This is a genomic window from Pedobacter aquatilis, assembly GCF_030409415.1.
GTDB lineage: Bacteria > Bacteroidota > Bacteroidia > Sphingobacteriales > Sphingobacteriaceae > Pedobacter > Pedobacter aquatilis.
The window spans coordinates 171,221-195,862 of sequence record NZ_JAUFPW010000012.1 but is presented as its reverse complement, the minus strand read 5'-3'; the positions used below and the strand labels follow the sequence as shown (position 1 = coordinate 195,862).

Annotated in this window: 28 protein-coding genes and 2 pseudogenes; 9 read left to right on the top strand and 21 right to left on the bottom strand. The window is 39.6% G+C overall.

What is annotated here, in order from left to right:
- Positions 1-170 precede the first annotated feature (170 nt).
- Positions 171-887, top strand: coding sequence for a DUF3891 family protein (locus QWY86_RS04895; protein WP_290239372.1), 717 nt, complete (start codon positions 171-173; stop codon positions 885-887).
- A gap of 421 nt (positions 888-1,308) precedes the next feature.
- Here the strand turns inward: QWY86_RS04895 and QWY86_RS04890 are convergent, their stop codons facing one another.
- Genes QWY86_RS04890 through QWY86_RS04875 form a run of 4 tightly spaced genes read right to left on the bottom strand, consistent with a single transcriptional unit; the run spans position 1,309 to position 3,196 of the window.
- Complete coding sequence (locus tag QWY86_RS04890) at positions 1,309-1,533, bottom strand: hypothetical protein (RefSeq protein WP_290239370.1); 225 nt, start codon at positions 1,531-1,533, stop codon at positions 1,309-1,311.
- An 11-nt stretch (positions 1,534-1,544) separates the two neighbouring features.
- Positions 1,545-2,318 (bottom strand): DNA-formamidopyrimidine glycosylase family protein, encoded by a 774-nt coding sequence (locus QWY86_RS04885; protein ID WP_290239368.1) that lies wholly within the window; start codon positions 2,316-2,318, stop codon positions 1,545-1,547.
- Between the two features lie 3 nt (positions 2,319-2,321).
- Positions 2,322-2,582, bottom strand: a complete 261-nt coding sequence (locus tag QWY86_RS04880) for a DUF3606 domain-containing protein (protein ID WP_290239366.1) — start codon at positions 2,580-2,582, stop codon at positions 2,322-2,324.
- An 11-nt stretch (positions 2,583-2,593) separates the two neighbouring features.
- Positions 2,594-3,196 carry a hypothetical protein gene (locus QWY86_RS04875; protein WP_290239364.1) on the bottom strand — a complete coding sequence of 201 codons (603 nt, stop codon included), beginning with the start codon at positions 3,194-3,196 and terminating at the stop codon, positions 2,594-2,596.
- Between the two features lie 204 nt (positions 3,197-3,400).
- Here QWY86_RS04875 and QWY86_RS04870 point away from each other — a divergent pair, with 204 nt between their 5' ends.
- Positions 3,401-3,607, top strand: a complete 207-nt coding sequence (locus tag QWY86_RS04870) for a hypothetical protein (RefSeq protein WP_290239362.1) — start codon at positions 3,401-3,403, stop codon at positions 3,605-3,607.
- Between the two features lie 53 nt (positions 3,608-3,660).
- Here QWY86_RS04870 and ligD read toward each other — a convergent pair whose 3' ends face one another.
- Complete coding sequence (ligD, locus tag QWY86_RS04865; RefSeq protein WP_290239359.1) at positions 3,661-6,555, bottom strand: DNA ligase D; 2,895 nt, start codon at positions 6,553-6,555, stop codon at positions 3,661-3,663.
- A gap of 34 nt (positions 6,556-6,589) precedes the next feature.
- The gene (locus QWY86_RS04860; RefSeq protein ID WP_290239358.1) at positions 6,590-6,748 is read right to left on the bottom strand and encodes a DUF3606 domain-containing protein; all 159 of its coding nucleotides are present in this window, start codon (positions 6,746-6,748) and stop codon (positions 6,590-6,592) included.
- Between the two features lie 176 nt (positions 6,749-6,924).
- Here QWY86_RS04860 and QWY86_RS04855 point away from each other — a divergent pair, with 176 nt between their 5' ends.
- Positions 6,925-7,437 (top strand): RNA polymerase sigma factor, encoded by a 513-nt coding sequence (locus QWY86_RS04855; protein WP_290239356.1) that lies wholly within the window; start codon positions 6,925-6,927, stop codon positions 7,435-7,437.
- 799 nt (positions 7,438-8,236) lie between these two features.
- On the opposite strand, the gene QWY86_RS04850 is transcribed toward QWY86_RS04855, so the two are convergent.
- The 3 genes from QWY86_RS04850 to QWY86_RS04840 form a co-directional block, all read right to left on the bottom strand.
- Complete coding sequence (locus QWY86_RS04850) at positions 8,237-8,773, bottom strand: hypothetical protein (RefSeq protein ID WP_290239354.1); 537 nt, start codon at positions 8,771-8,773, stop codon at positions 8,237-8,239.
- Entirely contained in the window at positions 8,766-9,035 is a 270-nt protein-coding gene (locus QWY86_RS04845; protein WP_290239352.1) for a hypothetical protein, read from the bottom strand. Before QWY86_RS04845 ends, QWY86_RS04850 begins: the two co-directional genes overlap by 8 nt.
- 485 nt (positions 9,036-9,520) lie before the next feature.
- Entirely contained in the window at positions 9,521-9,694 is a 174-nt protein-coding gene (locus QWY86_RS04840) for a hypothetical protein (RefSeq protein ID WP_290239350.1), read from the bottom strand.
- A gap of 256 nt (positions 9,695-9,950) precedes the next feature.
- Here QWY86_RS04840 and QWY86_RS04835 point away from each other — a divergent pair, with 256 nt between their 5' ends.
- Together QWY86_RS04835 and QWY86_RS04830 are read left to right on the top strand one after the other, a co-directional pair.
- Positions 9,951-10,148, top strand: a complete 198-nt coding sequence (locus QWY86_RS04835) for a DUF6496 domain-containing protein (RefSeq protein WP_290239348.1) — start codon at positions 9,951-9,953, stop codon at positions 10,146-10,148.
- Between the two features lie 77 nt (positions 10,149-10,225).
- Positions 10,226-10,483, top strand: a complete 258-nt coding sequence (locus tag QWY86_RS04830) for a hypothetical protein (protein WP_290239346.1) — start codon at positions 10,226-10,228, stop codon at positions 10,481-10,483.
- Between the two features lie 682 nt (positions 10,484-11,165).
- Here the strand turns inward: QWY86_RS04830 and QWY86_RS20075 are convergent.
- The gene (locus QWY86_RS20075; RefSeq protein ID WP_353958902.1) at positions 11,166-11,363 is read right to left on the bottom strand and encodes an Hsp20/alpha crystallin family protein; all 198 of its coding nucleotides are present in this window, start codon (positions 11,361-11,363) and stop codon (positions 11,166-11,168) included.
- 348 nt (positions 11,364-11,711) lie between these two features.
- On the opposite strand from QWY86_RS20075, the gene QWY86_RS04820 reads away from it, so the two are divergent.
- Positions 11,712-11,960: a hypothetical protein gene (locus QWY86_RS04820; RefSeq protein ID WP_290239343.1), complete on the top strand. Its 249-nt coding sequence runs from the start codon at positions 11,712-11,714 to the stop codon at positions 11,958-11,960.
- A gap of 752 nt (positions 11,961-12,712) precedes the next feature.
- Here QWY86_RS04820 and QWY86_RS04815 read toward each other — a convergent pair.
- Entirely contained in the window at positions 12,713-16,060 is a 3,348-nt protein-coding gene (locus QWY86_RS04815) for a PAS domain-containing protein (protein ID WP_290239341.1), read from the bottom strand.
- A 469-nt stretch (positions 16,061-16,529) separates the two neighbouring features.
- On the opposite strand from QWY86_RS04815, the gene QWY86_RS04810 reads away from it, so the two are divergent.
- The 3 genes and pseudogenes from QWY86_RS04810 to QWY86_RS20065 form a co-directional block, all read left to right on the top strand.
- Entirely contained in the window at positions 16,530-17,015 is a 486-nt protein-coding gene (locus QWY86_RS04810) for a CinA family protein (RefSeq protein ID WP_290239339.1), read from the top strand.
- 197 nt (positions 17,016-17,212) lie between these two features.
- A pseudogene (locus QWY86_RS20070) lies at positions 17,213-17,329 on the top strand (DUF6766 family protein); the annotation flags it as partial.
- Positions 17,330-17,379: 50 nt separating this feature from the next.
- A pseudogene (locus QWY86_RS20065) lies at positions 17,380-17,613 on the top strand (DUF6766 family protein); the annotation flags it as partial.
- Between the two features lie 50 nt (positions 17,614-17,663).
- Here the strand turns inward: QWY86_RS20065 and QWY86_RS04805 are convergent.
- From QWY86_RS04805 to QWY86_RS04760, 10 genes are all read right to left on the bottom strand, one after another.
- Entirely contained in the window at positions 17,664-18,014 is a 351-nt protein-coding gene (locus QWY86_RS04805) for a response regulator transcription factor (protein WP_290239337.1), read from the bottom strand.
- A 114-nt stretch (positions 18,015-18,128) separates the two neighbouring features.
- On the bottom strand, positions 18,129-18,482 hold the full coding sequence (locus QWY86_RS04800; protein ID WP_290239335.1) for a response regulator: 354 nt from the start codon (positions 18,480-18,482) through the stop codon (positions 18,129-18,131).
- Positions 18,483-18,919: 437 nt separating this feature from the next.
- Positions 18,920-20,170, bottom strand: coding sequence for a serine hydrolase (locus tag QWY86_RS04795; protein ID WP_290240376.1), 1,251 nt, complete (start codon positions 20,168-20,170; stop codon positions 18,920-18,922).
- Positions 20,167-20,295: a hypothetical protein gene (locus QWY86_RS04790; RefSeq protein ID WP_290239332.1), complete on the bottom strand. Its 129-nt coding sequence runs from the start codon at positions 20,293-20,295 to the stop codon at positions 20,167-20,169. Before QWY86_RS04790 ends, QWY86_RS04795 begins: the two co-directional genes overlap by 4 nt.
- A gap of 852 nt (positions 20,296-21,147) precedes the next feature.
- Positions 21,148-21,366, bottom strand: a complete 219-nt coding sequence (locus tag QWY86_RS04785; RefSeq protein ID WP_290239331.1) for a hypothetical protein — start codon at positions 21,364-21,366, stop codon at positions 21,148-21,150.
- 5 nt (positions 21,367-21,371) lie between these two features.
- Positions 21,372-22,037: a LysE family transporter gene (locus QWY86_RS04780; RefSeq protein ID WP_290239329.1), complete on the bottom strand. Its 666-nt coding sequence runs from the start codon at positions 22,035-22,037 to the stop codon at positions 21,372-21,374.
- Entirely contained in the window at positions 22,034-23,086 is a 1,053-nt protein-coding gene (locus QWY86_RS04775) for an ATP-grasp domain-containing protein (RefSeq protein WP_290239327.1), read from the bottom strand. The genes QWY86_RS04780 and QWY86_RS04775 overlap by 4 nt, the downstream gene beginning before the upstream one ends.
- Positions 23,049-23,753, bottom strand: coding sequence for an NRDE family protein (locus tag QWY86_RS04770; RefSeq protein ID WP_290239325.1), 705 nt, complete (start codon positions 23,751-23,753; stop codon positions 23,049-23,051). The genes QWY86_RS04775 and QWY86_RS04770 overlap by 38 nt, the downstream gene beginning before the upstream one ends.
- Entirely contained in the window at positions 23,741-24,256 is a 516-nt protein-coding gene (locus QWY86_RS04765; protein WP_290239323.1) for a hypothetical protein, read from the bottom strand. Before QWY86_RS04765 ends, QWY86_RS04770 begins: the two co-directional genes overlap by 13 nt.
- The gene (locus tag QWY86_RS04760) at positions 24,253-24,642 is read right to left on the bottom strand and encodes a DoxX family protein (RefSeq protein ID WP_290239321.1); all 390 of its coding nucleotides are present in this window, start codon (positions 24,640-24,642) and stop codon (positions 24,253-24,255) included. Before QWY86_RS04760 ends, QWY86_RS04765 begins: the two co-directional genes overlap by 4 nt.

Sequence of the window (24,642 nt, the reverse complement as noted above, 5' to 3'; positions counted from 1 at the left end):
AATTTTACCTGCAATGAAGCTGGAGATAAACTGCATGCAATAAAATTTTAACACATATCTAAATGGAGTGATTCACAGGTCCGCATCAGAAGTGTATAGTGTGAAAGGAAGAAAAATAAAGAACATTAATAACAGTTCAAAATCAATTAGTATTACCATAAAATAAATCAATGATAACAAGGTATGATGATAAGGGCTGGACAATAATTACCCAACGTGCCCATGGCTTACTTTCCGGTCAGATATGTGCACTATTGAAAACAGCTGATTATAGCCCGAGTTGGCTGGAGACAGTTATCGCCTGCAGCGAACATGACGATGTTTACAATGAATTCGATATTAAACCCCTGATCGATTCAAACGGCGCCCCACTTGATTTTAAGTCAACGACCTTTAATCTGAAAAGGGCTAAAGCGCAAATCGATATGGCCCTGACCAAAAGCCGTTTTATAAGCCTTTTGATTGCTCGGCACATTAAATTTACCCATGGCAAGGAACCAAAAGCAAAAGCGTTTATTGCGGAGATAAACGGAAAGGAAAAAGACTGGCTAAAAGAGTCAGGGCTAAAGAAAACTGACATTGATAAAGCCTACAATCTCCTCGAGTTCTGTGATGCTTTCTCACTGCTGATATGCCAGGATCTGATTCCCCCAGAAAACCGTAAACTCGAAATCAGTGATGGACCAAATAACTCATCTTACTATTTGCATAAGAGCGGTGAGAACCTTTCTGTAGAACCCTGGCCTTTCATCCAGGACAAATTTGACCTTACCTATGAAACACGTGTTATAAAGGAGCTAAAATTCACCAGCGATAGCGGATTCAGGAAGTCCCTGAAATCTGCCCCGGTGTTTTTGCGCAGACTTACAATTGCGAAAAGTAAATAATGTTTGTTCGATTTTTTGAAAAAAATGCCCACATTAATTTAAACTAGGAGTCTATACTATTATCCAGACAAAAGGCTTCTACGTACAAAGAAATCCTGGTACACATTCCAATTAAAGCTATTCTGCAATAGTGTGGGTAAACTGCCAAAACAAAGGTCTACAAGCGGTATCAACTTTTTAAATAACCGTGCTAAAAATTTGAAAATCAATGATTTAGAGAAGGCTGCAACGCAGGCTAATATATCTCAACCACATTAACACAATACTCCGTTTCCGGCCAGTAATGCAAAGGACATAAAGACAGAGATGGTTTTTGCATCTTTTTTTGACGAATTAGATCTGTGGCAAAAGCGATATGGCGATCAGGCAACCGGTGGCGATGCCGATCAGGTTTTCAGTTTGCATGGTTTTTGGGTTTAACTTAGAGCACCTGGATAGAAAGCTGGTGGGATTCGATGCATTCTCCAAGTTCTTTGATCAGCTGCTTTTCAATCTGGTCACCACTTTTCCAGATCAGTTTTAGGTGGCCTTGGGAAGGATAAATATTGCCGATTGCTTTTCCGTTTTCTCTGATAAGAAAGGTGCGGTCTTTTTGAAGGGAAATCTGATAGATAGTATTCTCGATATTGACGGATAGATTTTTCATGTTAATAGATTTTAAGTGTAGAGTTGCTGCTCATCGGTAAAGTAAGCCGAGCGGCCGGCTATGGTTTCAGATTTTATGATTTTGCCGGTCGGAGAATGCGTGATTTTTGCGCCGTGGATTTTCATAAAGTCCCGGAGCTCTCCTTTGAGTTCATCCCCATTTTCTTTTTCGATGTCTTTAATGGCCTGGGTTAAGACTTTGGTGATGGATTGATGCAGGGCTTTGGCCTGTTTTTCCGGTATTTGGTTTGCAATCGATAAAGGTGAAATTTTAGCATCCCACAAAATCTCATCACTATAAGAATTACCGATTCCACGAATCGCTTTCTGGTCCATGAGGACTTCTTTAATTTTTTTCCGGCGCTTTGATAGCAGGGTTAAAAAATCGGTTCCAGAGATGTCCATTGCATCCGGGGTTTTATTTTCTGGCGGGTTGAGCGTGGGGGTGGCCTGCTTTAGGGTATCGGTAACAGCAAATCCGTCTTTTGAAAAGTGAAAAACCAGGATGTTATGTTTTAGCAGCGGCTCGTTTTCTCTTATGACTTTCAGTTCGCCTCGGAGCATAAGGTGCAGGCCAAATATGCTGTCTTTCCCAAAATGAAACTGCAGGGTTTTGCCGGAGCGTTCAACGCTGGTGAGTTTCTGATGCTCCAAGGCGCTTTTTAATTCATCCTCGCTTACGTTAAGCTTTTTGCTATGTTTGATTTCCAGCTTGCTTAAAGTCTTACCTTTAAACCTGTTACTTAAGGTTTTGGCAAAGACAGTTAAATCAGGGAGTTCTGCCATGGCTTAAACGCTTAAATATTTTTTAACTGCTCTGGCGCTGGTGCCATTCATTGCGACCGCATCCCTTAAAGTTTGTTCGCTGATTTGAAATTCGTTTAACCAGTATTTTAGCTCGCCGGGATCATCAAGATTGATTTCGCGGTGTTCGCTGGCATCATCATATGGTTCAAGGGTATCTGAATCCTCTTCTATCGGGAAGCGTTCGCGGATTTCTTCCGGGTCAGGAATAGCTTCTTTATTTTTATATTGGTATTCGGTATCCATGGATTTTTCGTTTAGTTAATGCCGATGAGCTGGAAATAATCATCGTTCTCTTTTTTAACGATCAGGTCCAGGTGCTCTTCAAAAGTGACTATGTTGAGTACCTCGTCTTTCAAAAAAGTGCTGAATACCCCCATATCGGTTTCCTCGCTGATAATCACTTCCAGGGTTTCGCTGGTTTTCCAGTTTGTGGCGGTGATTTCGTTATAGGTTCCTTTTAATATGGAGGGGAATCCTTTTCTCGAGAAAGCCTCAGAAAGGTTTGCCGCGATTTCCCAGACATATGGTTCTAAGTCCTTATCATGGGTATTCCACTGCATGCCTTTTTCTTCGTCCTGCCACATGGAGCCTGTGTATTTTCCATTAATGTGGACGGCGTAACATTCGCCGCCCTGCTCAATTACCGCCTCGATATTGCCTTCGTCCGTTGGCAGGTTAAATACATATCTTTCCATGGTGAGGTTGTCCTGGTTGAATATTTTTGGGATAGGTTTTCTTTTATTTTTTTGTTTTCTTCTTTGGATCAGGTAAGCTGAAGTGATTCCAAAGGCTATAACCGCGCCGAGGATAATTCCTTTGGTCTTAGGTTTTATGCTTTCCCGTTCGATGTTTTTCATAGTTTAAGGTTAACACCTTATTTTTCAATAAGTTTTATTCAATCTGTTTGATGTTTTCTCTTGGAGGATAAATGAGTATAAATAACCATAGCAACTCTACAGTAGAATAATCGAGGATAAATGTGGCGGGTTTGGGTTACCCTTTGTTTCCAAGTGATATTAACTCATAATCAGTAGATTAATAACAACTAAAACAAAAACAAAATGAAAAATTTATTCAAATTAGGCTTTGTAGCTTTGGCTTTAAGCTTAAGCATCGCAGCTTGTTCAGAGAAAAAAGCAGATGGCGCGGATTCAACATCAATGGACAGCACCATGGCGGATACTTCAATGGCAATGGGTAGCGATACAATGATGAAAGATACCATGATGGCAGACTCGATGAAAAAAGACACGATGAGCAAAATGTAAGATTTTGCTTTTCTTGTTTAAAAAGGTTTCTGTTTACAGAAACCCTTTTTGTTTTAGCCAAATTTCCCTTGCGCCTCCTGTATAACTTTATGCATGTCAATACCTTTACCGAGTACGTCAGCGAATAAATCGCCGGTTTCCTTGAGTCTGTCTAAGGCATTAAATATGTTAAAGTCTTTCATCTTGAGTCCAGGCTTGACTTCTTCCCAACTGAGTGGCATGGAAACCGTAGCGCCAGGTTTTGGCCGCAGCGAATAAACACCGGCAATGGTTGCTCCGGGACGGTTCTGCAGAAAATCCAGGTACATCTTTCCACCGCGTTTGCTAACGCTACGCTCGAGCGTAGTGAATTTAGGCAGCTCTCGATTAACCTCACGTACTATAAGTTTAGCGAAAAGCTGGCTTTGTTCGTAAGTATATCTTGCGCCAAGCGGTATGTAGATGTGAATGCCGGTAGATCCGGACGTTTTAACAAAGTTGGGTACGTTGATGTCTTCCAGTATCTGATGGGTCACCTGCGCGGCCTGGATGACCTGGTTGAAAGTGTTTTCATCCGGATCTAAATCAATGACGCAATAATCAGGATGGTCCGGGCTTTGGGCGCGTGAAAACCAGGGGTTCATTTCAATGCAGCCGAGTGTTGCCATCCAGAGCAGCGTGGCCTTGTCATTTCCCAAAAGGTAACTTTTCTCCTCTCCTTTTTCGTTGGTATGGGCCATCGTTTTGGCCCATGATGACGCGATTTCTGTCACGTCTTTCTGGTAAAAACTTTGGCTGTGGATGCCTCCGGGGTACCGGTTCAGCGACATCGGCCGGTCTTTAAGGTAAGGGAGCATCAGCGGTGAAACGGCGTCATAATAATTAAACATGTCACGTTTAGTCACTTTATCCTCCGGCCAGTATAATTTATTCAGGTGGCTGAATTTTAGGATATGCCCATCGATTTTCTTTTCCAGGGTATCGCCGGTTCCCTGGATTAGTGGCGTTTGTTTTTTTAAGGTTTTGGTTTTAGGTGGTTTTGTTGTTTTCGTTTTAGTGTTTTCTTCGTCATGTGCTTCCAGGTCATGTTCCAGTTTAACTTCTTCTACGGTGCTTAGCGTAGGTTTTTCAATTTCCAGCATGACTTCTTTTGGGTTCTTATCTTCCCGTAGTCCTTTAAAAGATGCCTGACGGAGTTTGCCATCGCTGGTAAGCTCAGCAAATTCTACCTCGCAGATGAGTTTAGGTTTAAGCCAAATGGGTTTAGCGCCTAAGCGCTGTGGCCGAAACTGTGAGGGTTCATCCACATCGGGTATGGTTTGAAAGGGGCAGGTTTTGGTGATCAGCTTTTCAAAAGCGGCCATGAGTGCTTTTTGGGTGGCTGCGTTAAAGCCGGTACCGACTTTACCGATGTAAGTCAGTTCGCATTTGCTGTTGTACAACCCTAGTGCTAGGGCACTGAAATATTTTTCAGTGCCTTCATTTCTGGTGTAGCCGCCAATGATGACTTCCTGGCGTTTTTTGGCTTTGATTTTCAGCCACTCTCTAGAGCGGCTGTCGGATGAATAATAACTGTCAGATCGTTTAGCGATGATGCCTTCAAGTTTCATGCGTTTGGCTGCATCAAAAAAATCTATGCCGCTGGTTTCATAGGCTTTGCTTAATTTTAAGCTTTCGTTGTCGTCGGGCAATATCGCCTCCAGGATCTGACGGCGTTGGGAAAGGTTGAGTTCGAGCAGGGAATGACCTTCGAGGTAAAGGATATCAAATATGTAATAATGAAGTTCATTGTCTCTTTTGTTTTTCCAGTTCTGCAGGGCGCCGAAATCGGCCGTACCATCACCTTTTAGTGCCACAATTTCGCCATCCAGGATGGCCTTGAAGCTTAAGGTTTTTAGGGCATTTGTGATACTTTCAAACTGGGTAAATTCCAGGTTGTTTCTGGAAAATATTTTAGACTGTTGATTTTCAAGGTTAGAAATGGCCCGGTAGCCATCCCACTTAATTTCATAAAGCCAGCCAGGCTCATCAAAAGGCTCATCCACCAGCGTGGCTTTCATGGGTTTAATGCCTGTAGGCATTTCGGTTTGTGCCCCGGCTTTGATAAGCTGCTGGATATGATTAGGCAGTCCAGCAATAAAATTTCCTTTTTCTTTAGTGTTGGCTTTAGCTTTTTTCAGGTTTTTCTTTAATGGTTTCGATGCGAGCTCAATCCAGACTGGGGCATGGTCACTTGCCGCTTCCCAGCCGCGGACTTCTTTATCTACCAATCCTTTCTTTAGTTTTTCGGCAAGATCCGGGCTGAGCAGAAAATGGTCTAAGCGAAGACCGGCATTTCGCTCCCATGCTTTCCTCAGGTAATCCCAATAAGTATAAATGCGCTCGTTTGGATGTAGCGTCCGGATAGCATCGGTCCAGCCCTGGGTTAAGAGGTCTTGAAAGTTTTGACGTACTTCGGGGTGGAAGAGCCCATCGTTTTTATATTTTTCGGGTTTATAGGTATCCAGCTCGGTTGGCATGACGTTGTAATCTCCGGCTAAGATGATGGGAAGACCGGTAGCAAATAAGGTACTGGCGTGTTCGATTAACCTTGCAAACCAGCGCTTCTTGTACTCATATTTTTCCCCAGGCAGCGGGTTTCCGAATGGCAGGTAAATGCAGCCGATAACGGTGTCATAAGTAAATACTTCCAGGTAGCGGCTATGCGTAAATTGCTCATCTTTTCCTGGCAAGTCTCTGCGGAGTTCTTTAATTGGTTTTTTGGAAAGTACCGCTACCCCATTCCAGGCTTTTTGCCCATGCCAGATGGCCTGATAGCCGGCCTGATTGATCTTAACAATTGGAAAGGATTTATCTTCACATTTAAGCTCCTGCAGGCAGACAATATCCGTATTTGACTTTTTGAGCCACTTTAGCAAAGTGTCAATGCGGCCATTAATGCCGTTGATGTTGTAGGTGGCTATTTTCATGGATGCGAAAAAAGCTCCGCTAGCGGGGCTTATCTTATTTTACTTTTTTTTCGATTGCTTTACGCTGGTTACCAGCAGATGCTTTCGCATCTTTTATCTTCTCTTGTTTAACGTCCAGCTTTTTTGCCTCGTAAGCAATCTCGTGGTCCTGATTGGACACAGAGTTTCTTTCGACTTTTGTTCCTCTTGCCATAATGTTTTTCGTTTTATAGGTTAATGCAATAACACTCCAGAATCCATATTGGTTTGATAAAATTTGACTTGCGTATTTGAAACCCTTTCTGATATAATGTTTTGTAAAAAATCATGAGAAAATCCAAGGCTGGTATTTTTTTTGCTTAAGTAAACCTACCTAAAAGAAAAACCGATATGACTGCGAATGAGTTCAATGTGCATGTGCACCCGCATGCCAAAGCGCTTTTAGCGCATGCCTTAAAGTTTACTGGTGATTTGGAAGATGCCCATGATTTAATGCAGGATACGCTAATGAAAGCGCTGCGATTTTACGACCGTTTTGAAGAAGGTACTAATATCAAGGGCTGGCTTTTTGTGATTATGCGCAATACTTTTATCAATGAATACCGCAGGAGAGCTAAAAAGCAATCTATGGTCGTGCAGACTGAAGAGATTTCTTCCGATCAGTTGATGGTGAGTTCAGCAAAGAATACCGCAGAAGGCAGTTTCGCTATGGGGGACATTCGTAAGGCACTTAACAGGCTGTCTGAAGCCTACCGGGTGCCGTTCGTGCGGTATGTTGAGGGGTATAAATATGAGGAGATTGCGCAGGAACTTTCGATTCCGCTTGGAACTGTGAAAACCCGCATCCATCAAGCTAGAGTGGCGCTTAAAAAGCATCTGGTGATGTACCAGGAGGATAAATAAGTATAAACATCCCAAAAAATAAAGTTTGGCGTATTAAATTTTGATCCTGCTTTTTATATATTTTTCTCAACATGCCCGCGTCTAAAAACACTGGCTGTGTGTTAAGGTCATATGATTTTAATTTTTGGATAATTGTTGTGGATTGGCGCAAATGGAGGAAAACAAAAATCATACACAGGTACCCCGCGACCGGGACAAATTATTGCAAACGAAAGAAGGCCAAGGAATTGGTGATCTGGTTATTTTTATAATTATTTGGATCCAACAGGCAATAATTCATGCTCGCAATGTATTGGTCAAGCACTCATTACTGATAACCAATGTAATTCAGGATTGTTGTCTCTGATACTGAAATATAAAAAACGTTAAAATTGCATGGCGATTGAAAATGAGTTCAATCGCGTTTCGCTGCTTAAACGCTATCATAAATACCCAAGTTAATGCCAAAATAGGCCTTTCTGGATCTGTAGCAGAAATCTTTGAAATAAAAAAGGTTGTTGGGATTAATTCCTTCTACTGGATATTAAAATTTACATCAGCGGAGTTGAACTGGGGAAATATGCGCTGGATGAGGTAACATACCTCATTTTTTTACTGGCTATCCCAGCATCAGCTATCGACCTTTACAGCAGAAGCTGATGATTTTTTGGTCAGGCGATTAGCTTTCCTAAATTCTTTACCACCATCAACTTTGCTTTCTTAAGCTACCTCTCAACAAATATGATATACACTGGCCAAATGCTGAGCAAATGAACTTGTCTTGAAACACTTCAAGCTGCTCTATCTTGAGCTAAGGATGTTAAGGTAATGTTATCCTTCTACTCTCCGAAGCCTGATAATCCACTTCAACAGGTAGCACTTTTTGGGATGCCATGTTATTTTCGTGCTTATTTATGATGTGGTAAGTCAAGCTTCCAAAGATGGCAAATACGATATGTGCAGGGATACGTTGCAGATAAAAAAGGTTATAGTTGGTTTTTCCTGGCAGTGGATGGTATTTGAAAGTGGCTTTCCAAATGCCTGCGCCGGCTACCCCGCTCACCAGTCCCAGCAATAAAGTCGTGCTAAGATCACATTTTAATTTCCTGTTTTCCCAGAGATAAATGTATAGTATGGTGAATAATCCACCCATTCCGTAATGTGCGGCCCAGCCCACCAGGCGGGATTTATCTTTGGAGATTAATGGTAAGAGGCGATGAGCCATTTTGCCCAGGTGTGCAGGTTCCTGGAAGCCGGGCTTTTTCTTTGAAGTCATCCAGCTGAATAGGGTCATGACACTTGTACCTGAAATGTCGCAAATGACAACTTTTAGTGCGGTGCGGATGAGACTATTCATAATCACAAAATAGTTTAGCACTTCCGAAATGAAGGTCCCGCTCTAATAAATCTGCGATACCCTCTAGCATTTTTTTGCTTAGTTTACCAGGATTTTTGCATACCTCAAGCACGCCATAACGGCCGGTAACAAATCCAGCGACAAAGTTTTCGTTTTCAAAAATGCAGATGTTGCACTTATCATCTATGTGGTGCATGTACTCGCTTACCTGAAATTTCCGCTCAAGCGATCTGTGTTTAATGGCTAAATTGAAGTTTTCCATATTAATTTTAAATTGATTTAATTCCCGGATCGCAACTCCGAGTATTTGTTTATCTTTTTTACGATTAGTCACTAGCCCCATTAATCCTGCAAGGGCTGTAAATGACAATTAAAATAGGGTTTCCTTTTCAAATAACAGGCCGCATGGTCTGAAGGCCAAACTAGCTAATACTGTAAGGAACTAATTTACGGTGTATCTTGAGTGGTATGATTCTTTTGGCAGTTATAGGTTAGTTGGCGAGGGAGATGTAACAGAAGTATTGTTGCCTCGGCAAAGTAAAATATCGAACTTCCCAGCCTAAGCTCAAAATTGCGGCCAAGGAAATTAAGCTACCGGCGGGCATAAAATCAATGGATGTATACTGTTTAACTGTTATCATTCTTGCTTCCATAGTACCCAGGTAAGTTGCCCATGATTATTCACTTTGGTATATTCACCCTTTTTCCGCGAGGTTTTAGTTGTGAATCAGGCTTGTGCATTCAGAATTATCCTTTAGATGAGGTGTCTGTGTCAGCATCGCTACCATTATTTTGCTTTGCCTTTTCCCTAGCGTCCAGGTCGTCTCCGTAATCCATATCTGCATCACTGCCTTTAATTTCCTCGGCGGGAATATTTCCGATTTTTTCTTTGTCCTTTTTATTTTGGTTTTGCTCTTCCATAATTACGATTTTTTTTTGCCTTATTGCTGAATGTATAGATATGTAACATTAAAATCTTTAAAAAGTTGTCGCGATTTGCTTTTATGATCGCTTGCATAGACCTAAACCATAATCAAACATCCGAGGATGTAGTATTTTGAGTTTTGATCGCTAAATCCAGGATGGAATTAAAAACACAAAAACCATCGCTTGAGCAGGTTGTTTATGTAACTAGCATGACTGGTTTGGAATAAAGAATTTCATCTGCTTCATGCTCATGAATAAAATAAGAAGCGTTATGGCAAAATACTCCAAAAAAGCGGGTGAAAAGGTTGAAGAGGCTATGATTGAAAAGAAAGATGGGAAACTGAAAACCAGCACAGGTAAAAAAGTAACCTCGGAAAAACAAGCAATCGCAATTGGACTCTCTCAGGCTAAAAAGGGAGGTGCTAAGGTGCCTAAAAAGAAGTCATGATGCGTATTTCTTTGGACGGGAGAAATTTGGTGTTATTGGAGCGATGATATCGCCTTACTTACTTTATAACATTTGATATGAATATTAAAGAGAAAATAAAGAGTGGACAGCTCGATGAGCTGCTTGATGAACAAGGCATTCCGGAGTATGTCCTTCAAACGGATGATGATTTGCAGACTGTGGCCATTGCGATCAAGGCTTACCTTGAGCAGCAGGCTTTGATTGCGCATAATTTTTCCAGCAAAGTCTGGGACAAGGAACGTTCGCAGAGTATACCTTTTGATTACTGCTCTAACTGGCCACTAGATGGTCTGGCTGAAGGGGAAATCGAATAGCTTGGCATCTAGACCTTGTATTTAGAATTGCAGGATAATAAATGAAGATATTTTTTTGTGATAGCCAGACGGCGGTGGTATAGTTTATAAGGTGCATCATTGGGAGGATATGCCGCAGATTGGTTGAAAGATATAAATGTAGGAATCCTGATGTATAGTTTCTCTTTATAACTGCTTAAAAGCTCAAGTTGCTCCAGCAAAAAGTATTTGGCAATGTAGAAAGTCAGGAAATTACGGATGGTATTCCTTCCAAAGTTGACTAAGCGTCTATAAGGCTCTTAAACAGCCGACAATACCTACCTACGTCTCGAGGTTAAGTTTCTTGAACAGCTCACACGTGATGATTTTGACATTTTCGGCCAGCTGATCATAATTACAGTGTTTAAGACCCAATGGCATCAGCAATCCGTTTTCCCTTTTGACCAGGTCCATAGTAATCACCGAATCTGGCAGAATATCCTCGTTCCACTGCAGTTGTGCATAGAGTGAGGTTGCAAAGACTTTCTAAGCACCTGCTTTAAAACAAACCTAGGTCTCAAGACCCTTCGGCGTTTTCATGTTTATTGAAATTTCAAATCCTGTTTCCATAGTCCATGTCAATAAAAGAGCCGCCCCGAGGCAATTCCTGTTAAAAATTAATGACTTCCAGAAATTATTGGATCTCGATCAGGCGGCTGTGTAATCACGCCTCCTCCCGTTTTGGAATGTCAATACACAGCACGCCGTTTTCATACCTGGCCTGGATGCCGTTATCATCAGCTGAATCCGGCAGAGTGAATGAGCGTAAAAATGATTTGTAGCTAAACTCACGTTTGTTAAAATTGCGGTCCTCCGGCTCTTGCTGCTCAACTGAATGCTTAGCATATCTTTTTCCAGTGATAGCTTGAAATCCCCTTTTTTCAGTCCCGGTGCAGCCAATTCAAGATGGTAATGGTCACCGCTTTCACTAATATTTGCCGCAGGAACCCGGCTTACCATGCGGTCAGAAAAAAGGTGTCGTTGAAAATCGAATCGAAAACATCGGTGAAGACCGGCATCGACCCATTTTTCTTTACACATCCGTTTCCATCTGGATTAAATTTAACCAGTGTCATAGGTCTTTCCTCCTTAAATTGATTTTTTAATGATTAAAACTTACAATTAATTAAACCCTGAACTTTGCGCTCATATATCGAATAATGTGCTAATGCAAAAGCAGTCCGCTAGAGCTGAAAAATTTGCAGGAAAAATGAAAAAATTTCAGGGAAGGAATGCCCGAAATTCGGCTCATACCTTTTTGCAATGCTATGAGGGGGGCCATACCCAAAAATTTCTGAGGCAATTTTTAAGTTTTTTCTGTAACGATAAAGACGGAGCTATCAAGATAAGCGGTTCCGCATTGAATGCGCAAGCAAGAAGAAAGAACCATCCAAAAATAAAAGGCAAAAGCTGTTCAAACCAGTTTAAGCTCCAAAAGTTAAATCTAAAAAAAAAATAATAGTGTCGCCGCCTTTTAGTAAAGTTTGGATTTGACTCCTAAAATTTCTACACCGCTAGTATTATTGCTCTTTTTCCCAAATGGCACCTATGAATTTTATTAAAGAAAAACAATTTCAAATTTTAGATTAGAAAACTTAACCTATTGGCTGCTTATATTAAGTCATGCCAGCCGGTTTCGGAAAACCTCTGCAATGAAAGACCTGAATAGTTCACAAACATCTATGAACAATAGCCGCAAAGCCTATTTTACAGACTCGTCGCGCAAGATATTAATTTATCTTGATGGCCCCTGGCAAAGATGAATCGAAGTTTATCACCGATCTGAAATATTACAACGGCCTACATGCAATTATTTTAATTTCTTATATTATTACCCGCTGTTGGATAAACCAAAAGTCTTGACCCCTTCTCGCCGATTTATCACCATTAAGATAATCAAAAATTTAAAAACAAATCTTGGTGGGGAAGCGGGATCAATTTACTCCGGTTTAGCCTCCTTAATGCTGAAGGTAAAGGTTTTAGCAGACAGGATAGACCTGACGTTTAAGTTTGCATTATAAAAAATGAACTCATAAACCTGCGATAAGATGATTGCCATCTTCAATGGTTTAGCATATGGGGAAAACAAAACGCGGATGCGTGAAGTGAGTAGCTTTTAAAGAATCCCTTTCAATTTATAAAACGAACTGGTTGAGGCTGGGATTTTGGTTTTCGGCAAAAAATATTTATCAATGGTTATAATCAACAAAATCATTTATTCGTGGGAAATACCTCAGTCATCTTTATAATTTCTCTAATGATGAGATCGAGTTCATTAGCTGAGGAAGCCATGTTTTCTATAATCTTTTCTGTGGAGAGTCTTCCAGTTCTTTTTGAAAGCACCATATCAGCGAGCCCCATCAGTCTTGCTAGTGGTGCTCTGACTTTATGTGATTGAACCCACGCAATTTCCTGTAGGGTTGCATTTCTGGCCGCTAATGCATCATAATATTTAACTCGTTCAGTAATATCCGTTGCGACAACAACCTTAGCTTTTCTTCCTTTAAAATAAACAATACTGCTCTTTATATCGACATGTATCTTATCGCCATTCTTTTTCAGATGACTGAAGACCCCCTGAAAAACATTTGGCTCCGCTTTTCGGTTTTTCAGCATAGCGTCTTCCAGAACCTTTAGTTCAGATTTTGCACGAAGATCTTTAATTGTTAATGATAAGAATTCCTTTCTTGAATAACCATAATGGTTAATTGCGGTCTCGTTAACGTCAAGAAAAGTCAATGTTTCATAGTCGTACAGCCACATTGGATTTGGATTAAAATGAAAAAGTTCGCTGTATCGCTTTTCTGAAGCTTCCAAAGCTACTGTGGCAGATTCGGCAGCTAGCTTTGCTGTTATCTCAGCATTTACATCCTGCAAGCTACCATAAAGCCTGATGCATTTTCCGCTTATAAATTCTGCTTTACCTATTGTTCTAAGCCATTTGATATTATCTCCTTGGGTAATAAACTGCAAAACTTCATCCCATGGTTTACCCTCTATCATACAATCCTTTATCAGATTATTCATCAGCATGATTTTTTCTGTTAAATAAATGTTTCCGAATGGATCTTTAATGGTCGGTTTGAAATGCAAATCAACTTCCAGAATTTCTCGTGTAATCTCATTCCAAGACACTTGACCGGCGACGTAGTCCACTTCCCAGCTTCCTATTTTGGCGAGGCTATTTGCATTCGATAAAAGTTCCTCTAGCTCTTTCTGTTGAGTAACATCTTTTCCAACGGAATAGATTAGTTGCTCTTCTGCTAATGACTGGGAAGTCCACGAAATCCATTTGCTCCTTCCGTCACTAGTGAGGTAACGTTCCTCAATATTGTATGGCGTTCCACTTTCTCGAAGATGATATAATCTTTTCAAAATATCTTTTTGTGTATCGGGGTATAAGAACTCGATAAAGGGATTTTTAATTAAATGTTCATGTGAAAAACCTAGGATTCTGGACGCCGCGGGGTTTAGAGTCTTGAAATTTCCATTAAAATCAGTTATAGCTATTATATCTGGCGCGAGGGTAAAAATTTGTCCAAGGTCCTGTTCCATTTGTTTTCTATGCACCTCTGCCCCCAGAAATGTAGAAAGAATTTTTTGTAGTTGAATAGCGGAAATCAAATCAGATTTTGTAGTACCAAGAATAAGGGCACCTATAAACTTTCTCTTATCGTAGAGTGGAAAGGCAACCACGTTTTGAACATCTCCATGCCATTCATTACTCCAAGGAAAAGATTCGTTAGAGAACAGCCGGCCTTCATCAATAGAACGTTGAGCATAATTTATCAAGTCTTTCTCAAAGATAAATTTGTCAAAAAAATTCTCTATAATACTGTCCGCACAAAATCGGGCCTGAATTTCCAGAGAATTTTTGGAATCTACACCAGTTAATAAAACAGCGAAAGCAGCATGATGGTACGATACAATTTTAGCTAGGACTGCTTTTATAGACTCCTTAAAACTTCTTACCTCGCTAAAGACCATACTAATATCTCTCAAAAATGCTTCTTCTTTTTCCAAAACTTTTTCCTTAGAAACATCTCTTAGTATCGCAACCCAGTGCGTAAACTTGCCAACTTCATCTGCTAACGGCGTAACTGAATAACTTACCCAAATCTCTTTCCCTGATTTTGTGTAGTTAATGATCGAACCTTGGTATGGTTTATTGTTTTTAAGACTATTTACGAGTTTGTATAATTCATTTTTGTCACTTCCTGAGCCTTGAAGAAACCAAGGACTCCGATGTAAAACCTCCTCAAGACTGTATCCAGTCAAACGTTCAAAAGCTTCGTTTACAAAAATTATCTTGGTGAGATTTTCACCATGGTGTGCAATTTCGGCCACCAATACCGCATCAATTGTACTCGTGGCAATGGACTTCATTATCCTTAACTTCTTTTTCTCAGTTTTTCGCTTGGTAATATCAGCCAAGGCACCAACCATGCGTAGTGGTGTTCCGTTCTCCCCACGGATTAAGTACGCTTTGGTTTGAACCTGAATATATTTACCGTAAGCGTTTTTCAAGTGAAACTCTTCAGCCCACTTTTTTGCTGGAGATTTCCAAAGGTTGTGTAGCCTTTGAATTAATTTCTTTTTCTCATTGGGATGGATACGCTGTAGCCATGACTCCATTTTCAGGTCTACGCCCTTTAACTCATAGCCAGCAAAAAAGTTGAAGCCTGCACCACATAAAATGCTTCCGGTTTGCATGTCCAAATCCCAGATTAGTTCCGCAGTCGCCATAGTCGCGTAACGATATCTCTCATTGCTACCTTCAATTTCTTTTGCGGCTATAACCGCTGTAGTTATATCTTGAGAGTTTGCGACAAACCCCTGAATTTCTGGCACATGTCGAAGATCCGTTATCACTGTTCTCAGGTACCGCCATCCACCATTCCCATCTCTGAAGCGGTAGGTATCCAGTGTAATTTTCTTTTTATTCGCGCAGGAAGCAAATTGGGCTTTAATATTATCTAAATCTTCATCATGAATATATTCGAATGCGCTTCGTCCTATAAATTCAGCTGAACTAATATTGAGAATGGTTTTTGAGGTGGGGCTGACGTATTTGTATAGTGCTTGATTATCGAGCACGGCGATCATGTCAAGGCCATCGTGAACTAAAGCCTTGAAAAGCTTTTGGTTTAAATTATTATAAACATTTTGTTCAGCTTGTTCTAATGTCGATTGTTTCACTTCATCCGGGGTTAGCGTGATAAAGTGAATTTCGTTGCAGGCGTCATGCATTAAACAAAGGGTCTTTAAATGAAATAAATTGTTACCAATGCGAAGTTCGATTGGCCTCTCACTTTTATTAGGTTGATGATGATACGTCAATCCTTTTTGCAGGGGCTTGGTTATATTATCGAAAATATACTCATAGAAAAGCTTTTGATTAGCTATAGTAACTGGCACGTCTATTTGACGAAAAGCGTTATTTTCAAACTCAATAACATGTTGTTCAGCACAAACGGAAACAATTATTGCCGGTATCAAAAGATTTTCTGCAATTGAGATTGCCTGAGTTATATATTTCTGTTTATTAAGATTTTTCACGCTCAGTTTTTATTAACTCAAGAATTTGAGATTTTTAGTGAACTTTAAATATAATCTATATTTCCTTAATGAATCAACGTGCAGGAATCACTTTTAAGAAACTTTACTGTTTTTCCATTAAAATCTGTTCGTTTTCAGTATAAATTCTATTAATGAAACTGTAAATAAAAGTCAAATTTGCGACGATAAGACGCCTATGGTGAAGAAAAAGTGATATTGAAGATATAAATCCTTTAAAGTCAGTGCAACATTTATTGCACTTATGGATCTAAGGGCTAAGTCGGAATGAACAAAGTGAATAGCCTTGCCAGTGTTATTGAGGTATTGTAAAGCCTTCAATTCCAGAATTGGTAATTACTGAATGATTTTTTGCGGTTACAGTATAGCAAAAATAAAGGTTTAGTCGTTATACCAAACCATGAACCTTATTGCTTGTTTTTAAGTAATAAAATCTTTAAAGAGTTAGACTATGATTAATGAGACATTACAACGGGTGGGGCAAATGCTTATTGAGCGAAATTTAACCTTAGCTTTTGCTGAAAGCGCGACAGCTGGAAGACTTTGTTCAGAATTTTCATTAGTTAATGACGCCGGAAATTTTTTAATGGGTGGGATAGCATGCTATGATGCCTCTATCAAAGAAAACCTTTTAAATGTTGATTCCCGTCTTATTAAAAAATTTTCGCCCGAATCGATGGAGGTAACTAAAGCAATCACAGAGGGACTTGGGCAATTATTGCCCGCAAGTATCCTTATCGGCATTACGGGACTTACCTGTCCTGGAGGGAGTGAAAGTAAGGAAAAGCCGGTGGGCACAATGTTTATTTACGCGATTAAAGAAGGTAATCGTTTGTTTTCCGAGCGAATAAGTTTTTCGGGGGATAGAGAGAATATTGTCGCCGAAACTATCAATCGAACAGCAGTTCTGCTTGAGCAATACCTAACTAATAAATAAGAACAATAATGACAAGCGAAACAGAATATTCAAAGAAGACTTGCTCATATAGAAATGGTCCATCTATTTTTAATTAGGTTTTTTTATTCATCCTTTCCACCCGGGCGATTACAGGATGTAAGTGATAAAATCCCATTTTAAAAGATTTTGGAGCAAATATAATTAGCCTTGCGACTTATATCTAAAGTGAGAACTTTTTTCCTTCTAGTTTCGTTAATTATGAAAGCGAATTTCTGCAGGGGGGACTATATGTTGTCTTGACCATCTCACCACTACATCAAATTTGCTCCGCAGAATCCAAAAAGCTCACTTAGCCATAAGAATTGAATTGAGAGCCAAAACTTTCTAACATGCACAATGGGTAGTTAAAAAGTTGGGATTACCTCTCAAATTTTACAGCTATGCACTTTCTATCATTTACGGAATACTTTTTCATTCCACCTGGGTGCTCCACCCTTACGACAGCTGGCAAGACAACCATACTGAACCTTCTCTCCAAGGAAAGCCATTTGGAAGCATTATTAATTATATCGACAAAGCCAACTTCTGGTTTGCAACTTTTAAAAATTGGCAGAGAGAATTCATTCCGCTGCCTTAATTTGTAATCCGGTAAAGCTTTTTTCTACAGCCTCCTTGAAAACTTACCTGCTAATTTGCTATTCGGCTTCTAATTTGCATTATTAGATTCTCAATATCAAAAGGCTTTTGAATAAAGTCACTAACCTGGCACTTGCTTTCAATATCTTTTAGGGTTGCGTGAGCGCTCATTATTAAAATAGGTGTCTTTTGCACTTGCGATAGTTGTTCGCAAACATCTAATCCAGAACCATCAGGTAGCATCACATCAAGGAGAAATAAATCTGCAGGGATAGATTTGTCTCTATTTGTAAAATCGGTTACATTGCTGAAAGCATATACTTTGTAGTTTTCCCCTTCTAAAATCATCTGTATTAACTCTCGAATGTCTCTATCGTCCTCGAGTAAAAAAATGGTTTGCATTTCGTTTATCTTTCAAAGAATACAGTAAATTAGATAGTAAGTTTTAATTTTATTCTAATTTTGAATTTAAATGATTGACTTTTGTCAATTCTTATAACACCAGAGCGAGCGAGGTTAAGTTAGTCGCTGAACTAATTCTTTCAATTCAAGTAAATCAAAAGGCTTTTCGACGTAACCATCTGCTCCACTTTTTTTATCTTTTTCACTAATATATCCAGCAGTCATTAAGATAATAGGAATGTTTGCAGATATATCAAGGGATTTTATTTTCTGGCATATCCGAGCACCATCGACATTACCTAGCCTGATGTCTAGTAATACTATATCAGGCATTAAACTTGTAATGAGTTCGAGTATTCCCGCACTTTCAACAGAAGTTAAGACCTCAAAATGGTCGAAAATCAGCGGTGCCAATTCACATAACGAGATGTCGTCGTCTATAAATAATAACTTTTTGATAGGGTTCAAATGTTTTACACAAAACTAAAAAAAGAAATTTATACGCTTCAGTTTTGTATAAATACGTCTGATGGTTAAGGCGCTGGCGCAGACTATCTTCATAGTCTCCTATCTGCCTGGACAAAACACAACCCATTGTCCCACACTCATGCAAATCCCAAATAAATTATACTATTAATTATCTTGTGATTAGGGATTTGGCGGAAGGGGGGTCAACTAGATTGATCTTTACAATATAGGCTAATGTTTTGATTGCATCGCATCGGTCATTTATAGCCTTTATCCAAAAATCTTTTAAAACTTTTTAGTGTCTAGCGAATATCAAATTCGATATTTCTTAGCATAACGCTACAAATACCACTCATCTGAAACACTTGTTTCAGGCCATGCTCAATATTTAGAATTAGAAATAGCAACAATAAAATGCGAGCTTCTAATGTAGTTCATCAAAGCTTTTTTGCATGAACTGTCCTGCCCTGGAATAGTATCAGCTCTGTTATTTTTCCATCTTCAGCTGCAACGAATTCTATGGTGCCATTGATTTCCTTTGAAAAGAATTTAGTCTGGCTTTGGGCAAGGACTTCGATTTTCGGCTGCCCGGTGGCCTCCGCGAAAAGACTTTTTCCATCCCTGCTGATGGTCAGGATAAAATTGGGCATAAGCTGATAACGACCTGTATAACTTTCCAGTAATGATTCGGGAACCTGAGTCAAATTTACGGTTTCTGTCCGGTAAAGTCCTTTGAAGCCATAGACTTTGGCGATGCTGTTGATGAGTTCAGGTATGATGTCGCCATTGTCTGAATTGACCATGATGGCAAGACCGTTGCCATCTTCCAGACTGCCGTAATAAGCGGACTGAAATCCGTAATTGGAACCCCCGTGACCAAAATATTTAGTACTATCTGGCGATTCAATGAAGACGCCAAGAGCAGATCCATTGATGTTTGCATATGGCGTCAGACGGATTTTGGTGTCTGACTGGTTTAATAATTTATTGGATTTACCCTGGTAGGCTAGCTGGGTTTCGATGATGTATTTAGACAGATCAATGGGATTGGTCCACAGGCCAGCCGCCGCCTGTTCGGGGTAAATGTGAAAGTTTCCTCTAATCGCTGATCCATCTGCAAGGTACCCCGTTGCTAGGTTTTGTTTATTGCTGTCTAGTGGCGGCTGGGCAAAAGTACTTTCGTTCATGGCCAAGGCTTTAAGAATAGTATTATTAAGGTAATCCTGGTAAGGTTTGCCGGTAAGGTCGGTCAGGAGTTGCTGGCTAATGGTCGTGCCTCCACCAGAATATTGCATTTTTTCTCCAGGCGCAAACTGGGAGCGTACGGGATCAGAATTCGCCGGTTTTATGCCATTGAGTATCTGTATGGTGGTAGGTAAAGCGGCGCTGGCTTCGTAGCCGCCAAATCCGTGGACACTCAGCCCCGCGGTATGACTAAGTAGGTTAGCGGTATTAATTTTTTTACCATTGGAAAGGGAATCATAAGGGAATTTCCAGTTTTTCAGGTAGGTGTTGATGTCGATATATAGGTCAAGCTTTTTATCGTGAAAGAGTTTGATAATGGCCAGGGCATTGAAAGATTTACTGATAGAGGCGGCCTGAAAAAGTGTATGTATGCTGGCCTTCGTCTGTCTAGCGGAATCGGCCATGCCATAGGCTTTAGCAAAATCGACTTTATAATCTCTTATAACCGCGATGCTAAGGCTTTGATGTTGTAATGTTTCATTCGATCTAAGAGATTCATTGGTTTTTCGCCGCTGATGAGCGTCTGGCCGGTAAGGTTGTTTTCTACCTGAGTGATTCTATCGTTCACGCTTTGCTGGGCGGAGGCGCTTAGGGCGCATATGCAAAATGCTGTGATTAGCAGACTGGTGACCCCTATTGCCTTCACGAATATTTTCATGCCTTCAGATTTGAAATGGTATTGTAAGGTGTTGTTCATTTGAGTGTTATCTACCTGAATGACTAAGCTACACAATTAATTCGCGAATAAAAGGCTTTTTTAACTAAAATTATAGTTAAATTTTATTAATATATTTCCAAAGTTTCTAATCATGTTAAAAAAATCATTTTCTTTAAATTTTGCATATTGGATAAACCACCGCTTACTGACCCAATTTCGCCGGAATTATATTTACAATAAATGATTGATTACACTACAACTACAAATTTGGCGAAGTGGGGTCAAATAAATTATTTTTACAAAATAGCCTCTGACCTGGTTTCGCAATATTCTTTGAAAAAAGTTCAAATGGTCGTTAGGAAATCAGATATGCTTGCGAAAAGGTCCAACAGTTTTAAAATATAAATTGTAAGCCCTTCGTGTCTATCTTTTCATTTGGTGGCAAATCTATATAAAGTCCACAAAAAGGTTGAAATCTTAATTTTAAAATTCGAGTAATCGCTTGATTTAAATTGGAGAATGGCCTATGGTAAACATCACATAGACCATTAAAACCAATGCTAAAATTTTAACTCTAGATAGCCAAATAGGGGGCTGCATCCCTGACAATGAACAAGTGCATATTTATAATCTTTAGTAACGGTACCTGCAGATAGCGCATACAGCTGGTTTCCGCTTACCGATTTCAAATCTTCAAGGTTAATAAAGTTCCCCGGGCTAATCTCCATACTTAGTTATACCTTAAGATCCGGGGCATTGCTACTAGAAAGATCTTCGAAGGCCAGATGTAAAACATCTGCAACCATATATACCTTTGCCGACCCCCGAAACAGAACCATAGGGTCCATTACTAAAATTACCTGCAGTTTTGGAAACTGCCAAAAGACCTACTTTTTCATTAATAACTTGTGTCTGCGTATTTTCCTTTTTGCGACTAAAAATTAGCAAAAGCAGCGCTATTAAAAAGATTGATTTTTTCATTTCGCTTAGGTTAAGTTAGGTGGGGCCGATTTTCGCAGCAAAAGAAGCGGCTTCAATAGTTTATAAGATTGAATTAAGGCTGTAAACAATAACGTAAATCCAATAACCCAATTGACTATGTACTGATTTTTTTTAAAAAAATCGATAAATAGATTACCTGTTAGCCCATAAAACACAAAGGAAATACTTGTTCCTAAACCAGTGGAAAGAACGTAAATTTTGTATCCAAGGCTAGTTTCTATAAGAAGCTTTTTATCCCTTAACACTGAGGTCCAACCCATCCAAAATGGAAGGTGTAATGGGTTGAGAAAGCTCAGGAGCATCCCAGCCCAAAATGGATAATTGCTACTGAAAGGAATAACATCTTTTAATTCTTTCATTTTAAAGGCCGAGATAAAGCTGAGAGTTGCCAGGGTAAATAGCACAGTGCACATTAAAATATTTAGGATAATTAAGATTGCTTTTAATTTCTCAAGCTTACCCAAGATGGTAATACCAATCCATACCAACAGCATCTCCACGATAATAGCGCCCATTCCAAAAGCAATTGCATCACCAAATTGGCTCTTTAAAATCAAGCCAACAATGCTTACATTAAGTGTACCAATTGGGATAGAGCCGAGGAGACTAATTAAAAAACCAGCTGTAAATATTTTAAGATATTTCATCATTGGGCAATTAATTTAACATAATCACTATTATTCCTGATCAAGGTCATCCCTTCCCTAAAACCCATCAGTTGCAGCCCATTATTTTTCCGGTTCGCCATGCTAATGCGGTAAAGAATGTTCCAGTGTCTAATTAATTCCTTCCAGGCAAACCAAATCGAATGTTTAGGATCATAAATATGCGTAGGCTCACTACCTGCACCATTAAGTTCGATAACGACATAGTTTTTACCCTCGCATAACTCGTCCCAAGTATTGTATTTGATATCTAGCCGGCCAAAATAAAATTCTGGAATCTGCACACAAAGATTATCAATCATCTGGGTCAGCCCATCAGTAATTAGCTCGCCAAGATCTAAAAACAAGGCTCCCCTACAGTGATTTCCATAGGGTTCAAAAACTTTTCGCTCTCCAATTTCAAGTATTTGTTCTAGCGCCTTTCCCATCAATTTTTCTAATGTGTTAAGTTGAAACAGGTAGCGGGTATTTTTAATGATCAGTTGTCGTAAAGTAGAAATGCCATCACCGGTAACTTCCATAAATTCCTTTCCAACAATACCAGAAATCTTCCCCCTTTTTTCTCCTGGAATCCGATAATAGAAAATTCCAACTTCATTAGGGTAGCTAATGTATTCCTGCAACAAAAAAGCGGTAAAAATCTGATCCGCATAACTACTCAGTTCTTTTTGGTTATGGATCAGTTTTACCTGAATTCCCCTTTGTCCAACATCGGGCTTTGCAATGATGGGAAACTGAAGATTGGCACTTTTCATGAGCGCCAACAATTCGCCCTCACTAGCACCAAGTCTGGCAAGTATGGTATTTGGATAGCTGCTTTTGGGCATGGACTGATAGATCAAACTTTTACGTTCCATAGCAAACCCTGCATTTTCTATTAATGGGTTGGCTGCGCTAAAAAAAAACAGTGATCTAGCTTTAACACCTAGGTAAATCCAATAACCAAAAATTGGAAGATAGATGGCCTCCATTGGCCAATACTCCCAATTGGTGAGTTTAACATAAACTTTCCGTAACAACATCAATCGTTTCATTTTGTAAATCTTTATATGTCATCGAGATTTTTTTCCTTCTCACTGCTACGCAGGTTATACTAACAGTTTTTACCTTTTCCCGATTGATAACCAATCCTTCAAAACATGACTCTCCTGTAAAATGATGAAAATTCATAATATCAATTTCTTTTGGAGCTAATGTTTGTAGCTGCCAATTCTCAAACCACTTTGCTCTTTTCAATCCCGCAAACTTATCATAAAGTGTAGCTGAAGACCAGATATTGGCCATTTTCGGATCAAGGTTTATTGTATGTGCCAACACGCCATCCCATCGAAATTCGGTTAGGAAATGTTTCTCACAGACAATTAATGTAAAAGGCTCAATACCTTCAAGAACTAAATTGGAGAGTTCAGCTTTTGGGTTGTTTGCGCTGATTATTTCCATTAGTACCAGTCCTCTACTTTTATGATAGAATGGTTTGCTTTCATGTTTAACGAATGCTCCGTTTAACAAAACTATTGCAATTCCAGTTGTATTGAAAGCAATCCATGAACCTTTTCCATCGGGATCTTTTGGATACACAATTTTGAAATTTTTACTGTTGCAAAGAGTAGGCCTGATTGCAATAGACCTGGTTTTCTTTTCGTCTCGATTAGAAGTGAGAATAAACCCATCTGCTATTGGAACATAGGTTACCGTACACATGCTTCCCTAAATTTTAAGGTAGAACCGGCTACACCGAACTGTGTAGGAAGCTCAAGGCTTGAAACTTCATTTATCCCAATTCTAACCAGTGCCATGTGGTGCACCGTATGTTCCAGGTTGTAAGCCAATTCACGAAAGTAATTGGTCGTAATCTCCAAATCTGTGGCATCTACTCTCCGATCATCTGAACTATCATAATCGGCTTTTAAGATCAAAACTTTGTTTGGTTTCTCAAGAGTTGAAATGATATTCTGTAATTGCTCAAGGGCAAAAGCATTGTTTGATTCAATGGCATGATTTCGCTTGCGCTGATCATAATGCACAACACCTGAATCATAGCCATTATTCAGCTCAATAAAAAACTCGAGGATATGACGGGTATGTTGACCGATGGTAGAGCCAGAAAGGACTGTTATAGAGCTGGTAAACTGATGGTTATTCAACTCACTTAAAACATTGCCAAACTGGTAAAGCAAATTCTCCAATGGTTGTTTTAGTTTCATGATCTTGCAAATAATTTAATTAGCTGATTCCCATTGAGGTATACCAAAAATGAGCTGGAGATAAATACTATGAAGGCTAGAACAAATAGTTCCCCTCCGTCATCTGCCACAACAATGCCTAAGATGGTAAGATGTGAAAAGATAGCACCAGCCATTGTACCCATTGCCAACAACGCTCCGTAGATGGTCGTTTTTGGAAAAAGAATTAGTATTGATGCGATTAGCTCAATTATCCCTGTTCCGATCCTTCCCCAAGGCTCAATACCTAATTTGGTAAAGATGAATACTGATTCCGGCGCCGCTGTAAACTTAAAATAAAGGGTTTGTAAAAGAATCACAACCGCCACTAGGCGAATGATCCAAATGATAATATTCTTTACTTTCAT

Bases quoted from the DNA above. Each gene is read 5' to 3' on its own strand.
- QWY86_RS04770 (WP_290239325.1), bottom strand. From the start codon at position 23,753: ATGTGTACGGTAACCTATGTTCCAATAGCAGATGGGTTTATTCTCACT.
- QWY86_RS04880 (WP_290239366.1), bottom strand. From the start codon at position 2,582: ATGGATACCGAATACCAATATAAAAATAAAGAAGCTATTCCTGACCCG.
- QWY86_RS04875 (WP_290239364.1), bottom strand. From the start codon at position 3,196: ATGAAAAACATCGAACGGGAAAGCATAAAACCTAAGACCAAAGGAATT.
- QWY86_RS04780 (WP_290239329.1), bottom strand. From the start codon at position 22,037: ATGATGAAATATCTTAAAATATTTACAGCTGGTTTTTTAATTAGTCTC.
- QWY86_RS04895 (WP_290239372.1), top strand. From the start codon at position 171: ATGATAACAAGGTATGATGATAAGGGCTGGACAATAATTACCCAACGT.
- QWY86_RS04785 (WP_290239331.1), bottom strand. From the start codon at position 21,366: ATGAAAAAATCAATCTTTTTAATAGCGCTGCTTTTGCTAATTTTTAGT.
- QWY86_RS04885 (WP_290239368.1), bottom strand. From the start codon at position 2,318: ATGGCAGAACTCCCTGATTTAACTGTCTTTGCCAAAACCTTAAGTAAC.
- QWY86_RS04835 (WP_290239348.1), top strand. From the start codon at position 9,951: ATGAATAAAATAAGAAGCGTTATGGCAAAATACTCCAAAAAAGCGGGT.
- QWY86_RS04820 (WP_290239343.1), top strand. From the start codon at position 11,712: ATGAAAAAATTTCAGGGAAGGAATGCCCGAAATTCGGCTCATACCTTT.
- QWY86_RS04830 (WP_290239346.1), top strand. From the start codon at position 10,226: ATGAATATTAAAGAGAAAATAAAGAGTGGACAGCTCGATGAGCTGCTT.
- QWY86_RS04860 (WP_290239358.1), bottom strand. From the start codon at position 6,748: ATGGCAAGAGGAACAAAAGTCGAAAGAAACTCTGTGTCCAATCAGGAC.
- QWY86_RS04890 (WP_290239370.1), bottom strand. From the start codon at position 1,533: ATGAAAAATCTATCCGTCAATATCGAGAATACTATCTATCAGATTTCC.
- QWY86_RS04765 (WP_290239323.1), bottom strand. From the start codon at position 24,256: ATGAAACTAAAACAACCATTGGAGAATTTGCTTTACCAGTTTGGCAAT.
- QWY86_RS04805 (WP_290239337.1), bottom strand. From the start codon at position 18,014: ATGCAAACCATTTTTTTACTCGAGGACGATAGAGACATTCGAGAGTTA.
- QWY86_RS04775 (WP_290239327.1), bottom strand. From the start codon at position 23,086: ATGAAACGATTGATGTTGTTACGGAAAGTTTATGTTAAACTCACCAAT.
- QWY86_RS04845 (WP_290239352.1), bottom strand. From the start codon at position 9,035: ATGGAAAACTTCAATTTAGCCATTAAACACAGATCGCTTGAGCGGAAA.
- QWY86_RS04850 (WP_290239354.1), bottom strand. From the start codon at position 8,773: ATGAATAGTCTCATCCGCACCGCACTAAAAGTTGTCATTTGCGACATT.
- QWY86_RS04855 (WP_290239356.1), top strand. From the start codon at position 6,925: ATGACTGCGAATGAGTTCAATGTGCATGTGCACCCGCATGCCAAAGCG.
- QWY86_RS04810 (WP_290239339.1), top strand. From the start codon at position 16,530: ATGATTAATGAGACATTACAACGGGTGGGGCAAATGCTTATTGAGCGA.
- ligD (WP_290239359.1), bottom strand. From the start codon at position 6,555: ATGAAAATAGCCACCTACAACATCAACGGCATTAATGGCCGCATTGAC.
- QWY86_RS04760 (WP_290239321.1), bottom strand. From the start codon at position 24,642: ATGAAAGTAAAGAATATTATCATTTGGATCATTCGCCTAGTGGCGGTT.
- QWY86_RS04870 (WP_290239362.1), top strand. From the start codon at position 3,401: ATGAAAAATTTATTCAAATTAGGCTTTGTAGCTTTGGCTTTAAGCTTA.
- QWY86_RS04840 (WP_290239350.1), bottom strand. From the start codon at position 9,694: ATGGAAGAGCAAAACCAAAATAAAAAGGACAAAGAAAAAATCGGAAAT.